Source organism: Halorientalis pallida, from assembly GCF_049605515.1.
Taxonomy (GTDB): domain Archaea; phylum Halobacteriota; class Halobacteria; order Halobacteriales; family Haloarculaceae; genus Halorientalis; species Halorientalis pallida_A.
This window is the reverse complement of record NZ_CP187158.1, coordinates 2,443,589-2,456,225: the sequence shown is the minus strand read 5'-3', so window position 1 is coordinate 2,456,225 and position 12,637 is coordinate 2,443,589. Positions and strand designations below refer to the sequence as shown.

Here is a 12,637-nt window from a genome sequence, read left to right as displayed (position 1 = left end):
CCGGAACGACAGCGCGACCTTTCTTACGTCTATTGAAAGACAAACAATAAAAACGTTCACTGGTTCAACTGGTGGTCTGCTCAAAACCGGTCCGTCTCGCCGCGAGCGCCGGGGACTTGAGCCGGCACCGTGTTCGATCCGTGATGACGGACGATCTCTTTACGCCGCTGACCCTGTCGGAAACAACGCTGCCGAACCGCGTGATGGTCTCGCCGATGTGCCAGTACTCCTGTGACGACCGGGACGGCCTCGCGACGGACTGGCACTTCCAGCACCTGGCCAGCCGCGCCGTCGGCGGTGCAGGTGTCGTGATGACCGAAGCCACCGCCGTCGAGCCGCGTGGCCGCATCTCGCCCGAGGACCTGGGCATCTGGAGCGACGACCACGCCGACGCGCTCGCGGACATCACCGACTTCGTGCGCGAGCAGGGCTCCGTTCCGGCGATCCAGCTGGCCCACGCCGGCCGGAAGGCCGCCACGTCCCGCCCCTGGGAGGGGCACGTCCCCCTCCAGCCCGACGACGGCGGGTGGGAGACGGTCGCGCCGACCGACCAGCCCTACCCCTACGAGGACGACGCGCCGCCGACGCGGGCGATGACCGAGGCCGACCTCGCCGACGTGCGCGAGGCCTTCGCCGACGCCGCCCGCCGCGCGCTCGACGCGGGCTTCGAGATCGCCGAGGTCCACGCCGCCCACGGCTACCTCCTCCACGAGTTCCTCTCGCCGGTCACGAACACCCGCGAGGACGACTATGGGGGCGATTTCGACAGTCGAGCGCGGTTCCCCCTCGAAGTGATCGAGGCCGTCCGCGAGGTCTGGCCCGACGAGAAACCCGTGTTCGTCCGCATCTCCGCGACCGACTGGCTCCCGGACCGGGACGCCTGGACCGTCGCGGACTCGATCCGCTTCGCCGAACGTGCCAGCGAGGCCGGTGTCGACCTCATCGACGTGTCCGCCGGCGGCATCCACCCCGACCAGCAGATCCCCTCCGGCGGCCCGGGCTATCAGATCCGCTACGGCCGCCGGGTGAGGGAGGGCTGCGACGCGGCTCCCGAGGATCTGAAGGTCGGGGCCGTCGGCGGCATCACGACGCCCGAACAGGCCGATTCCCTCGTGCGAAACGGTCGGGCCGACCTCGCTATCGTCGGCCGCGAGCATCTTCGGGACCCGTACTTCACGCTCCACGCTGCGCAGACACTGGGACGGGAGGACGAAGTCGACGTGCCCCCGCAGTACTACCGGGCGTTCTGACCGGTCGAGTTATATATTTAACACGACCCGCCGTAGTGGGGGGCGACCCCACACACGATGCCGCGTTCCCCGACCCGGCTCGGCCGCCCCGAGTGGTTCTCGAACCCGCTCGTGGCGTTCGTGTTCACGCTCGTCGTGACCGGTGGCGTCGGGTACGTCTCGGTGCGGCTCGTCGGTGGCCCGTTGCCCGGGACGGTCTACGATCTGTCGTACCCGATGCTGGGGCCGACCGATGCGGTGGTGGCGGCGACGCGTGCGACAGTCCTCCTGACACTGGTCGTGCCAGTGACGGCTGCGGTGTGGTCGACGGCCTGGGTCACCGACCGCTCGGTCGGATGGCGACCACTGGCGGCGCTCTGGGTCGGGTTGTTCGGGCTGGTGGCTGGAACCGTAGCTGTGTCTCCGTTCGTCCCGGCGCTCGTGCCCGTGGCGCTGTTGGCCCTCGTTGCGGTGCCGTTCGTCCTGTGGTGGGCGTCGGATTTCGACCGGACGGCCATGGGCGCGTCCCTCGGCGGGACCGGTGCGGTCGCAGTGCTGTTGTTCCTCGGGGTGATCCTCGCCGGACTCGCCGTGGGTGAGGGGTTCCTGCTGGTGGCGACGGCGGTCGACGGAGCGAACGTGAGCGGTGCGGCCGCCGACTTCGAGTCGGTCCCCGAGGTCCGCGAGGACCTGTTCACGTCGGCGTGTGCGGCCGGACGGAACCGGTCCCGGGCGTCGCTGGGGACTTGCCGGTTCCGGTTCTGGAACTACGACCACGAGGCGGCGCTGGTCGACTTTCTCGCCCGCAACGGCGCTCGCTGTCCGTACGACCGCAGGGTGGGTTCGTCGTTCGTCGCCAGACACGACGGGTCGTACTACCGGGTGACCTGCCGGCGGACGGTCGACTAGAGCTCGGACCCGCTCGGCGCGTCCGGGAGTTCGACCTTCTCGTACTCGATGCCGAGTTCGTTCAGGGCCGCCTCCACGTCTTCCTCGCGGGCGAAGTCAGCGCCGGCCTCCTCGCGGATGCGCTGGGCGGTCGCCAGTACCTCCCCCTTCCGCTCGTCGGGGACGGAGAACTTGTCCGTCGACAGTTCGAGCAGGAAGCCGTTGTGGTCGCGGGTGTACAGCGAGTGGAAGATGCCCCGGTCGAACTCGTTGTAGTGCCGGTCGGCGTCCTCCAGAGCCTCGCGGATCTCGACGAACCGCTCGGGGTCGATGGAGAGCGCGAGGTGGTGGACGCCGCCGACGCCGGCCCGCGGCGGTTGCTGGTTCGACGGCCGGTCGCCGACGAAGAAGGTGATGATGCGGCCGTCGCCGGTGTCGAAAAACAGGTGCGTCGAGGACGGGTCGTCGAGGTTGGGCTGGCGAAGCACCAGCGGCATGCCCAGGAGATCGCGGTAGAACGCGATGGTGTCCTCCTCGTTGCTGCCGACGAGCGTGATGTGGTCGGTGCCGGTGGTGTGAATGGGGCTGTCCGGGAGTTCGGCCGTGACCTCGGGGGTGTCCTCCGTCATGGCACTCTGTAGGGGCGGGATCCGCTTGGGCCTGTCGGCGGTTCCCGTCCCCCGTTCAGTCCGAGAGGACGCCCTCGATGCGACCGCCCGACTTGGTGTCGTCGGTGACGGTGAAGCCGTCGAGCAGGTCACGGAGGTCGCGGGCGCGCTCGGAGAGTCCGGTCACGTCGTCGCGCACGCCGGTGACGGCGGTCGTCTGCTCGCGGGTCGCGTCGGTGGCCTCGTCGGCCCGGGTCGCGGTCTCCTCGCTGATCGTCCCAACGTCGTCGACCATCGCGACGACCTCCTCGGCGGAGGCCGCCTGATCGTCGGTCGTCGTCGCGATGGACTGGACGCCGTCGTTGGTCTCCGCCACGTGCGCGACGATCTCGCCCAGCGTCTCGGCGGTCTCCTCGACGGCCTCGACGCCCTCGTCGATGCGGTCGTCGGCCCTGCGGATGTCCGTCACCGCCGTCTCGGTCGCGGTCTGGACGTCCGTGATGCGGTCCTCGATCTCCTCGGTCGCCTCGGCGGTCTCCTCCGCGAGGTCTTTCACCTCGTCGGCGACGACGGCGAACCCCTCGCCGGCCTCGCCGGCGCGGGCGGCCTCGATGGAGGCGTTCAGCGCCAGGATGTTCGTCTGCTCTGCGATGTCGTCGATCAGGTCGACGATGGATTCGATCTCGTCCATCTCGGCCCGGAGCCGTTCGATCTCCTCGACGGCCGTCCGGGCGGCCTCGCCGACGGCGGTGATCTTCTCGACGGCGTCGGTCGCCCGCTCGCGCCCCTCCTCGCCGAGCGTGGCGGCGGCCTCGGACTGGTCGGCGATCTCGTCGGTCGAGGACGCCACCTCCTCGATGGTCGCCGAGAGGTTCGTCAACTCGTCGGCGGCCTGCCTGACGCTCTCGCGCTGGCGTTCGGCGTCCGCCGCGATCCGCTCGACCGTCTCGCTCACCGACTGGCTGGTGTCGGTCACGCGGTCGGTCTCCGCGGCGATGGTGCCGCTCTCCTCGTCGACGGTGACGGCGAACTCCCGGATGCGGACGACCGTTTGCTCCAGTTGTCCGACCATCTCGTTGAACGCGGTCGCGATCTCGGCCATCGCCTCGTTGTCCTGGTCCGTGTCCAGCCGGCGGGTCAGGTCGCCGTCGGCGGCCGCCGCCATGACCTCGCCGAACTCGCGGGCCCGGGATTCGAGGTCGGTCGCGAGCGCCTCGGCCGCCTCGTGGGCCTGTTCGGCCTCGGCCTGTGCGTCACGCGCCCTGTCGCTCGCGTCCTCGGCCTCCTCGCGGGCTCGTTCGGACTCCTCGATGGTCTCACCCAGGGACTTCGCGGTCCGTTCGAGCGAGTCGAACACGCGCCCGATCTCGTCGTGGCGGGCCACGTCGAAGCCGATGTCGTAGTTCCCGTCGTCGATCTCGCCGACCTTCCGGTCGAGGACGACCAGCGAGTGGTACATCTCGGCGTAGGCGAGAAAGCCGGTCGAGATGGTCACCGCCGAGACGCCCAGCGCGGCGAGCAACGGGTCCTCGACGGTCAGCCCGAACACGAACGGACTGATCCCGAGCGACAGCACCGCCATCCCGAGCAAGCGGGCCCCGAGGTTCCGCCGCACCAGCGCCGGGAAGTACGGCTCGATCTGGACCGCGATCGACCCGAACCAGGTCATGATCCGCTCCGAAACGCCCGTCGAACGTGTGGCTGTCATGTATGGAAAAACACCGGGATGTACTACCACCCTGTCCGGCTACATCCTCTAAAACGCTCGCACGCGGTTATCATGGCTGATACCGAATCCCACGGGCTCCGGGGATAGCTGGCGAGCCGCGGACCCGAACACTCAACAGGGAGACGCCCGTCGCCATGCGTCATGGCTGGCACCAACCGGCAGTGGATTCTGGAGAGCCGACCGACAGGTGAACCGACGATGGACAATTTCGAACTCCGGGAATCGGCGGTCCCCGAACCGGACCACGGTGAGGTCCTCGTGGAGTCCCGCTACCTCTCGGTCGACCCGTACATGCGCGGTCGGATGCGCGACGCCGAGTCCTACGCCGAACCGTGGGACGTGGGCGACGTGATGCAGGCCGGCGTCGTCGGCGACGTGGTCGAGTCCAACCACCCGGACTTCGAGGAAGGCGACGTGGCCACGGGCAACCTCCGCTGGGCCGAGTACACCGCCGCCGACGGCGACGACCTCCAGCCCGTCGACCCGGACCTCGCGCCCGTCTCGACGGCGCTCGGCGTGCTGGGGATGCCCGGCCGGACGGCCTACTTCGGGACGCTGGAAGTCGCAGAGCCCGAACCCGGCGACACCGTGCTGGTCTCGGGCGCGGCGGGCGCGGTGGGATCGGTCGTCGGCCAGATCAGCAAGCTCGCGGGCGCTCGCGTGGTCGGTATCGCCGGTGCCGAGGAGAAGACCGACTGGCTCACCGAGGAACTGGGCTTCGACGCCGCGATCAACTACAAGGAGGCCGACAACCTCTACGCCGCGGTCGGGGAGGCCTGCCCCGACGGCGTCGACGCCTACTTCGACAACGTGGGCGGCGAGATCACCGACGCCGCCTTCGCCCACCTCAACGTCCGGGCCCGCGTCGCCGTCTGTGGCCAGATCTCGCTGTACAACGCCACCGAGCAACCGATGGGGCCCCGGAAGCTGGCGGGGCTGATCGAGACCCGCGCCCGCGTCGAGGGCCTGCTCGTCCGTGACTGGGCGGCCCGCTTCGGCGAGGCGACCGAACAGCTGGCCGAATGGGTCCAGACCGGTGACGTGCAGTACCGCGAGACCGTCACCGAGGGCTTCGAGAACATGCCCGAGGCGTTCCTCGGACTGTTCGACGGCGTCAACATCGGCAAGCAACTCGTCAAGGTCGAGTGACGGACCTCAGGCGGTGTCGTACCGGACCGAGCCGTCGGTGACCGTCGCCACCGTCCAGGCCCGGGCCAGACGCGCGTTCTCGCGAAGGTGGTGTTCCGGGACGAGCGGCAGCGGCACAGGCCGATAGCCGTGGGCCTTCATCGCGGCGACGCCGGTGAACCTCCCGATCTCGCGCTCGTGGTCGGCGACGTGCATCTGTCTGTCTTCACCGCGGCTGTACCGGTAGGGAAACGCGGCCGGCTCGGGCCCGGGACAGCGCAGCGAGTCGACCGATTCGAGCGCCGCCCGGACCGTGCCGTCGGCCGCGCAGACGAGCCTCGCGTCGCCGGTCTCGTGCGCGCCGGGGCCGGAACCCGTGGGCTCTTCCCGCCAGGTCACGGTCTCGTCGGCCTCGACACACGCGTAGCTGTCGTCGGTCAACACGATCCGGTCGGGGATCGTGTAGAACGTCCGGTGGCCGTCCGTCTCGGCCCGGCAGAGGAACGGCTCGGCCAGGAGGTCGCGGACCGCCGCGGCGGTCTCGGGGGCGGCGACGAACAGCGTCGCCTGTCCGTCCCGGGCCGCGGCCGCGAGGCGGGCGACCACCGTCAGCGCGAGCTCGTCACCGCCGAGCGCCGACCGGCCGCCGACGCCGCGCCGGCCGGCGAGTGGCTCGACGGCCAGCGGCCGATCCGTCACGGCCTCGGGTGCCGACCCGTCGACGGCGACGGCGGCGGGCCCGTCGCCGGACAGGCGCGTCACCTCGAACCCGCGGTCGCGGAGGTCCGCCAGGACCGGTTCGGGGTCGGGTCGTGGTGTGTGTACCATCGCCCACGATTAGGGCTGGACCGACATGAACGCACGGGGCGACCGCGCACAGACGCCGCCTCCCTGGCGGAACCGACCGCTGGCGGGCGAACAGGTATTTAGTGCTCGCGGCCCTAGACCCGTCGATGTCGACCCCTCCGTCGTCGACGCCAGCGGCCTTGCCGCCGGAGCTTCCCGACCCGGAATCGCTGTCCGAGACCTTCCGCGTCTACGACGTCGAGATCGCCGACGGGGACGCCCGGTACTACGGCGAACCGATGGCCGCCCAGGACGCCGTCGTCCAGCAACTCGCCCCGCGCTTTCGCGAACGGGGCTACCGCGTCCGACTGGCCCGTGAAACCGGCGAACACGTCCTGGTGGCGACCGAGCGATCCCCCGGCGTCGAGGGCATCCCCTGGACCAACGTCGGGCTGTTCTGTCTCACCGTCGCGACGACCCTGTTCGCGGGCGCTCGATGGTACGGGTTTTCCCTCGAAGGCAGTCCCGACGCCCTGCTCGGGGCCTGGCCGTTCGCACTCTCGGTCCTTTCGGTGCTGGCGGTCCACGAGTTCGGCCACTACGCCCTCTCGCGCTACCACGGCGTCGAGGTCTCCCTGCCCTATTTCATCCCGATCCCGAACGTCCTCGGGACGCTGGGCGCGGTGATCCGGATGCGTGACCACATCCCGAGTCGCCGGGCGCTGTTCGACATCGGCGTCGCCGGTCCGCTGGCCGGCCTCGCCGCGACCGTCGTGGTCACTGCAATCGGCGTCTCGCTCCCGCCGGTGGACGTGGGGGCCGCCGCCGGGACTTCCTTCGCCCAGCAGTACCAGCTCGGCTACCCGCCGCTGATCCAGGGCATCGCCCTGTTGCTGGGCGAACAGCTCTACTACAGCGATCCGTCGCTGATCGCCAACCCCGTCGTCATCGGCGGCTGGGTCGGCGCGTTCGTCACCTTCCTGAACCTGCTCCCGGTGGGCCAACTCGACGGCGCACACGTCCTCCGGGCGCTGATCGGCGATCACCTCGACACCGCGCAGTTGCTGGTGCCCGTCGGCCTGCTGGGGCTGGCGGCGTACGTCTACGTCGTCGAGGGTGCCGCCATCGTCGCCGGCCTCTGGGGCTTCTGGGCGTTGCTGGCCCTGTTCTTCACCCGGATCGACGGCGCCGAGCCGCTCGACTCGACGCCGGTCGACCCCCGCCGCCGCGCGGTCGCGGTCGCGACGCTGGCGCTGGCCGTCCTGACGTTCACGCCGATTCCCATCGTCTTCACCGGCTTCTGAGCGCTACCGGAGGAACCCCGACCCGAGGGCGACGAGCGGGACCAGAATCGCGAGGTACGCCGCCGCCGAGAGCGCCCAGTCGAGGCGGGTTCGCTCCACCCGAGCGCGCGTCAGCCCCCGCGACTGCGGGAGGACGACCACGACGAAGAAGCCGACCATCGCGAGGTACATGACCGCCGTCGTGAGCAGGTACGTACTCGTCGACGGGCCCAGCAGTGCCTCTCCGAACCACAGGAGGGTGACGAACAGCGGGCCGCTGGCCCCGCCGGCGATGTAGTGGACGACTGCGGCCAGGCGTGGGTGGGCGTCCGCGGGCCGGCGGTCGGTGAGCACGCCCGCGGCGACCAGCGGCGGTGTCATGCCCTCCGGGAGACGCCCCATCACGCCGTCCATCGCGAGCGTGGCGATCACACCCGCCACCACGCCGACGACGAGTCGAAGCGGTACCGAGAGCGACGGTGTGGCGACCAGCGGTTCCATACCAGTCCTTCGGGCTCGCGACCACTTCGGTGTTCCCGTCGGAGGGCAAGGGCAAAGCCGTCGCAGGCCCTGGCCCGGATATGCGTCTGTTCTGGCACCGCCGCGACCTGCGCACCCGTGACAACGTCGGCCTGGCCGCCGCCGCGAGCGACACCGTCGTCCCCGTCTTCGTCGTCGACGAGAGCCTGTTCGACGCCGTCGGCGACCGTCAGCAGGCCTTCTTCCTGCGTGGCGCTCGACGACTGCGCGAGCGCTACCGCGACCTGGGGAGCGATCTGGTCGTCCGGACTGGCGACCCCGAGTCGGTCCTCCCCGCGCTCGCCGACGCGTTCGACGCCGACGGCGTGACCTGGAACGAACACTATCGTCCCGAGCGCCGGGCGCGAGCGCGGCGGGTCCGGGCGGCGCTCGACACCGACACCGCCGAACACACCGACCACGTGCTGGTCGACCCCGGCCGCCTGGACCGAGCCTACCCCACCCACAGCCAGTTCCACGACGACTGGCAGGCTATCGAGAAGCGCCCGCCCGCCCCGGAACCCGACCCGGCCGACCTGGCCGACGTGACCGACGACGGCGGGATTCCGCCGGTCGAGATCGACATCGACCTGCCCGCGGCGGGCTACGACGCCGCCCGCGAGCGGTACGACGCCTTCCTCCAGGACGGCATCGACACGTACAGCGACACCCGCGACGACCTCGCCGCGGCCGTCGACCGGCCGACACAGGCGGTCTCGCGCATGTCGCCGTACCTCGCCGCCGGGATGATCGGAGTCCGGGAGGTGTGGCGCGACGCGACCGAGATCTACGACGCCGCCGACGGCGACCGGCGTCGCAACGTCTCGAAGTACCGCTACGAACTCTCCTGGCGCGAACAGAACTACCACCTGCTGTACTACAACCCGGACCTGGCCACGGAGAACTACGAGTCGATGCCCAACGCCATCGCGTGGCGCGACGACCCCGAGGCCGTCGCGGCCTGGAAAGCCGGCGAGACGGGGTACCCCCTCGTCGACGCCGGAATGCGCCAGCTGAACCGTGAGGGGTACGTCCACAATCGTCCGCGGCAGGTCGTCGCCTCCTTCCTGAGCAAGCACCTGCTGATCGACTGGCGCGAGGGTGCGCGCTACTTCACGAAGCAACTGGTGGACCACGACCCGGCCTCGAACCACGGCAACTGGCAGTGGATCGCCGGCACCGGCACCGACTCCGTCGACGTGCGCATCTTCGACCCGGTGAGCCAGATGGCCAAGTACGACGACGGTGCCGACTTCGTGAAAACGTACGTCCCCGAACTGCGGGACGTGCCGGCCGAGAAAGTGATCGACTGGCCGACCCTCTCGCAGGACGAACGCGACGAACTGGCACCGGACTATCCCGATCCCATCGTCGGCCGCGACGAGGGATACGAACGCGCCCAGCGCGTCTTCGAGCGGGCGCTGGGCAAGCGCTAGCTGTCGGGATCGTCGTAGAGGCGCCCCCGTTCCTCACGACAAAACGGATCGACCGTGCCGAAGGATCTCCTCCGAACCCTCTGGATGGCTACGACGATCCCTCTAGTCGTCGCCAGCCGGGACGGCCCGGTCGCTGGCGATCATGTCCGCGGCCTTCTCCGCGATGGCGATGGTCGGGGCGTTCGTGTTCCCGCTACTGATCGTCGGCATGATCGACGCGTCGACGACCCGGAGACCGTCGACGCCGTGGACGCGCAGGCGGTCGTCGACGACGGCCATGTCGTCGTCGCCCATCTTGCAGGTGCCGACGGGGTGGTAGACGGTGTGGGCCGTCTCGCGGACGTGGTCCTCGATCTCGGCGTCGGTCTGCACGTCCTCGCCGGGCCAGACCTCCTCGCCGCGGAACTCGTCGAGGGGCTCGGCCTGGGCGATCTCCCGCGACCGCTTGATGCCCTCGATCATCACCTCCATGTCGCGATCCTCGCTGAAGTATCGCGGGTCGATCGCCGGGTCGTCGAACGGGTCCGCCGAGTTCAGTGTGATCCGGCCGCGGCTCTCCGGGCGGACCTGTGTCGCACCGATGGAGAAGCCCATGCCCTCCTCCGGGTTGGCGAACCCGTGTTCCATGTAGTAGACCGGGGCGAAGTGGAACTGGAGGTTCGGGGCGTCGAGATCCGGTTCGGTGCGAACGAATCCGCCGCTCTCGGCGATGTTGGTCGTCGCCGCGGGCTCGGGCGGGCCGCTGGTCCGCTCGTAGACGGTGAAGGCGAACAGGTGGTCCTGCAGGTTCCGGCCGACGCCGGGCAGGTCCACCTGTACGTCGATGCCGTGGTCGGCGAGGTGGTCGGCGGGGCCGATCCCCGAACACATGAGCAGTTGTGGGGAGTTGACCGCGCCGGCACTGAGGATCACTTCGGCGTCGGCGCTGGCTTCGTGGCGGTCGCCGTCCTGCTCGTAGACGACGCCGGTCGCCCGGTCGCCCTCGACGGTGACCTCGGTGACCTGTGCGCCCGTCTCGACGGTCAGGTTCGCACGCTCCATCGCGGGCTTGACGTAGGCCGCGGCCGCGCTACAGCGCACGCCGTCTTTCTGCGTGACGTGGTAGTAGCCGACGCCTTCCTGGTCGGCACCGTTGAAGTCGTCGTTGCGGGGGATGCCGACGGACTCGGCGGCCTCGATCAGCGCCGCCGAGGTGGGGTGGGGGTCCAGCTGGCCGGTGACGTTCAGCGGCCCGCCCTCGCCGTGGAACTCGTCGGCGCCGGGCTCGAAGTGCTCGGCGCGCTTGAAGTACTCCAGCATGTCCTCGTACCCCCAGCCCTCGTTGCCCCGCTCGGCCCAGGTGTCGTAGTCGAGTTCGTTGCCCCGGATGTAGATCATCGCGTTGATCGAACTCGACCCGCCCAGCACCTTCCCGCGGGGCCAGTACAGCTCCCGGTCGTCCAGTTCCGACTGTGGCTCGGTGTAGTACTCCCAGTCCACGTCACTCTTGAACAGTTCCCCGAACAGCGCGGGGACGTGAATCTCGTCTTTCTCGTCCGGCTGCCCGGCTTCCAGCAGCAGGACGTCGGCGTCGCCGTCGGCCGAGAGACGGTGCGCCATCGCGCAACCGGCCGACCCGGCACCGACCACGATATAGTCGTGGGTGTGGGTGGTTCCCATGACACGCTACATGGGCGATTAACTATTAAAGATGGATGGTAACAGATCTCAACCCGGCCGCAGTCGGCTGGCGTCGGTGGCGGTGCCGGGCGGGGCAGGACTGACCCCAAGGAGTAATGTGGCAACCCGCCGGTACCTCGGGTATGACTGGGGCGAGACAGCGAGCGATGGTGGTGGGCGCGTCCTCGGGCATCGGCGAGGCGCTGGCGCGGGAACTCGCGGACGCGGGCTACGACGTTGGCCTGACCGCCCGCCGGCGGGAACTGCTGGAGGACCTGGGACGGGTCCTCCCGACGAAGGCGTACGTGGCGCGCATGGACGTGACCGACCTCGACGCGGCCCGGGAGACGTTCCACGAGGTCGTCGACGCGATGGGTGGGGTCGACGTGGTCGTCCTCAACGCCGGCGTCGCGTTCGAGAACCCCGACCTGGAGTGGGAGCCCGAGCGTGACACCATCGACACGAACGTCCGCGGATTCACCGCGCTGGCGACCGCCGCGATGGACCGCTTCGAGACACAGGGCCACGGCCACCTCGTCGGCGTCTCCTCGGTCGCGGCCCGCTTCGGCAACGGCGAGTGGCCCGCGTACAGCGCCTCGAAGGCCTTCGTCTCGAACTACCTCGACGGCCTGCGCTACCGGGCGGGCCGCATCGACGCCGACGTGGACGTGACGACCGTCGAACCCGGCTACGTCGACACGGACCTCGCCGGCGGTGACTTCTGGAAGGCCGACCGGGAGACCGCCGCCGAACAGATCCACCGCGCCATCGAGAAAAAGCGCCGGCACGCGTTCATCACGCGCCGGTGGGTGCTGGTCGCGAAACTCATCGACTACATGCCCGACGTGCTGAAACGGCGACTGTTCCGCTGAGCGGTCGAGCGCCGGGGTCGGTCAATCCAGCGCGTAGCCGATATCCTCGGTCAACTCCACGTCGCTTTTCCTGAACGTGCCCGTCCCGCGGGCCAGTTCGTTGCCCTCGTCGTCGGTGGCGACCGCGCCCGCGATCAACTGGCTGGGGTTGTCGTTCAGCACTTGCCCTTCCGCGGTGATCGTCCCCTCCGAGACCGGTCGTTCGAGATAGAGGTTGAAGTCGGTGGTCAGCACGAACACGTCCTCGACCAGCGAGTTGGCCGCGAAGAAGGCCGCGTCGTCCAGCGCCTTGAAGTACAGCGAGCCGTGGACCGCCCCGAGGGCGTGGTGGTACTCCTCGTCGACCGGGATTTCGAGGGTGGCCTCGCCCTCCCGGATCGACAGCTCGCCGGGGACGTGGTCGTTGACGTTCGAGCCGTGGTACATCGCCTCCAGTTTCCGGTAGTGGTCCGACATGGCCCGTCACAGACGCGGGTCGGGCAAAAACGGCCCGGTCGCAC

Annotated in this window: 12 protein-coding genes; 6 read left to right on the top strand and 6 right to left on the bottom strand. The window is 69.6% G+C overall.

Annotated elements, in window-relative coordinates; translation table 11 throughout:
* Positions 1–143: 143 nt before the first annotated feature.
* Both ACOZ4N_RS14200 and ACOZ4N_RS14195 read left to right on the top strand, forming a co-directional pair.
* Positions 144–1,250 carry an NADH:flavin oxidoreductase/NADH oxidase gene (locus tag ACOZ4N_RS14200; RefSeq protein WP_424017022.1) on the top strand — a complete coding sequence of 369 codons (1,107 nt, stop codon included), beginning with the start codon at positions 144–146 and terminating at the stop codon, positions 1,248–1,250.
* 57 nt (positions 1,251–1,307) lie between these two features.
* On the top strand, positions 1,308–2,138 hold the full coding sequence (locus ACOZ4N_RS14195; RefSeq protein WP_424017021.1) for a hypothetical protein: 831 nt from the start codon (positions 1,308–1,310) through the stop codon (positions 2,136–2,138).
* Here ACOZ4N_RS14195 and ACOZ4N_RS14190 read toward each other — a convergent pair.
* Positions 2,135–2,746, bottom strand: coding sequence for a VOC family protein (locus ACOZ4N_RS14190; protein WP_424017020.1), 612 nt, complete (start codon positions 2,744–2,746; stop codon positions 2,135–2,137). The two genes, ACOZ4N_RS14195 and ACOZ4N_RS14190, sit on opposite strands and share 4 nt — an antisense overlap.
* A 55-nt stretch (positions 2,747–2,801) precedes the next feature.
* Positions 2,802–4,433: a methyl-accepting chemotaxis protein gene (locus ACOZ4N_RS14185; protein ID WP_424017019.1), complete on the bottom strand. Its 1,632-nt coding sequence runs from the start codon at positions 4,431–4,433 to the stop codon at positions 2,802–2,804.
* Between the two features lie 162 nt (positions 4,434–4,595).
* Here ACOZ4N_RS14185 and ACOZ4N_RS14180 point away from each other — a divergent pair, with 162 nt between their 5' ends.
* Positions 4,596–5,603 carry an NADP-dependent oxidoreductase gene (locus ACOZ4N_RS14180; RefSeq protein WP_424017018.1) on the top strand — a complete coding sequence of 336 codons (1,008 nt, stop codon included), beginning with the start codon at positions 4,596–4,598 and terminating at the stop codon, positions 5,601–5,603.
* Positions 5,604–5,609: 6 nt separating this feature from the next.
* Here ACOZ4N_RS14180 and ACOZ4N_RS14175 read toward each other — a convergent pair whose 3' ends face one another.
* On the bottom strand, positions 5,610–6,410 hold the full coding sequence (locus tag ACOZ4N_RS14175; protein ID WP_424017017.1) for a hypothetical protein: 801 nt from the start codon (positions 6,408–6,410) through the stop codon (positions 5,610–5,612).
* 125 nt (positions 6,411–6,535) lie between these two features.
* Here ACOZ4N_RS14175 and ACOZ4N_RS14170 point away from each other — a divergent pair, with 125 nt between their 5' ends.
* Positions 6,536–7,672, top strand: coding sequence for a site-2 protease family protein (locus ACOZ4N_RS14170; protein ID WP_424017016.1), 1,137 nt, complete (start codon positions 6,536–6,538; stop codon positions 7,670–7,672).
* Positions 7,673–7,675: 3 nt separating this feature from the next.
* Here ACOZ4N_RS14170 and ACOZ4N_RS14165 read toward each other — a convergent pair whose 3' ends face one another.
* On the bottom strand, positions 7,676–8,152 hold the full coding sequence (locus tag ACOZ4N_RS14165; RefSeq protein ID WP_424017015.1) for a hypothetical protein: 477 nt from the start codon (positions 8,150–8,152) through the stop codon (positions 7,676–7,678).
* Between the two features lie 80 nt (positions 8,153–8,232).
* Between ACOZ4N_RS14165 and ACOZ4N_RS14160 the strand changes: the two genes are divergently transcribed.
* Entirely contained in the window at positions 8,233–9,606 is a 1,374-nt protein-coding gene (locus ACOZ4N_RS14160) for a cryptochrome/photolyase family protein (RefSeq protein ID WP_424017014.1), read from the top strand.
* Positions 9,607–9,708: 102 nt separating this feature from the next.
* On the opposite strand, the gene ACOZ4N_RS14155 is transcribed toward ACOZ4N_RS14160, so the two are convergent.
* Positions 9,709–11,265 (bottom strand): GMC family oxidoreductase, encoded by a 1,557-nt coding sequence (locus ACOZ4N_RS14155; RefSeq protein ID WP_424017013.1) that lies wholly within the window; start codon positions 11,263–11,265, stop codon positions 9,709–9,711.
* Between the two features lie 143 nt (positions 11,266–11,408).
* On the opposite strand from ACOZ4N_RS14155, the gene ACOZ4N_RS14150 reads away from it, so the two are divergent.
* Positions 11,409–12,137: an SDR family NAD(P)-dependent oxidoreductase gene (locus tag ACOZ4N_RS14150; protein ID WP_424017012.1), complete on the top strand. Its 729-nt coding sequence runs from the start codon at positions 11,409–11,411 to the stop codon at positions 12,135–12,137.
* A gap of 21 nt (positions 12,138–12,158) precedes the next feature.
* Here the strand turns inward: ACOZ4N_RS14150 and ACOZ4N_RS14145 are convergent, their stop codons facing one another.
* Positions 12,159–12,593, bottom strand: a complete 435-nt coding sequence (locus ACOZ4N_RS14145) for a PaaI family thioesterase (RefSeq protein ID WP_424017011.1) — start codon at positions 12,591–12,593, stop codon at positions 12,159–12,161.
* Positions 12,594–12,637 lie beyond the last annotated feature (44 nt).

Bases quoted from the DNA above. Each gene is read 5' to 3' on its own strand.
- ACOZ4N_RS14175 (WP_424017017.1), bottom strand. From the start codon at position 6,410: ATGGTACACACACCACGACCCGACCCCGAACCGGTCCTGGCGGACCTC.
- ACOZ4N_RS14180 (WP_424017018.1), top strand. From the start codon at position 4,596: ATGGCTGGCACCAACCGGCAGTGGATTCTGGAGAGCCGACCGACAGGT.
- ACOZ4N_RS14190 (WP_424017020.1), bottom strand. From the start codon at position 2,746: ATGACGGAGGACACCCCCGAGGTCACGGCCGAACTCCCGGACAGCCCC.
- ACOZ4N_RS14155 (WP_424017013.1), bottom strand. From the start codon at position 11,265: ATGGGAACCACCCACACCCACGACTATATCGTGGTCGGTGCCGGGTCG.
- ACOZ4N_RS14195 (WP_424017021.1), top strand. From the start codon at position 1,308: ATGCCGCGTTCCCCGACCCGGCTCGGCCGCCCCGAGTGGTTCTCGAAC.
- ACOZ4N_RS14170 (WP_424017016.1), top strand. From the start codon at position 6,536: ATGTCGACCCCTCCGTCGTCGACGCCAGCGGCCTTGCCGCCGGAGCTT.
- ACOZ4N_RS14200 (WP_424017022.1), top strand. From the start codon at position 144: ATGACGGACGATCTCTTTACGCCGCTGACCCTGTCGGAAACAACGCTG.
- ACOZ4N_RS14160 (WP_424017014.1), top strand. From the start codon at position 8,233: ATGCGTCTGTTCTGGCACCGCCGCGACCTGCGCACCCGTGACAACGTC.
- ACOZ4N_RS14165 (WP_424017015.1), bottom strand. From the start codon at position 8,152: ATGGAACCGCTGGTCGCCACACCGTCGCTCTCGGTACCGCTTCGACTC.
- ACOZ4N_RS14145 (WP_424017011.1), bottom strand. From the start codon at position 12,593: ATGTCGGACCACTACCGGAAACTGGAGGCGATGTACCACGGCTCGAAC.
- ACOZ4N_RS14150 (WP_424017012.1), top strand. From the start codon at position 11,409: ATGACTGGGGCGAGACAGCGAGCGATGGTGGTGGGCGCGTCCTCGGGC.
- ACOZ4N_RS14185 (WP_424017019.1), bottom strand. From the start codon at position 4,433: ATGACAGCCACACGTTCGACGGGCGTTTCGGAGCGGATCATGACCTGG.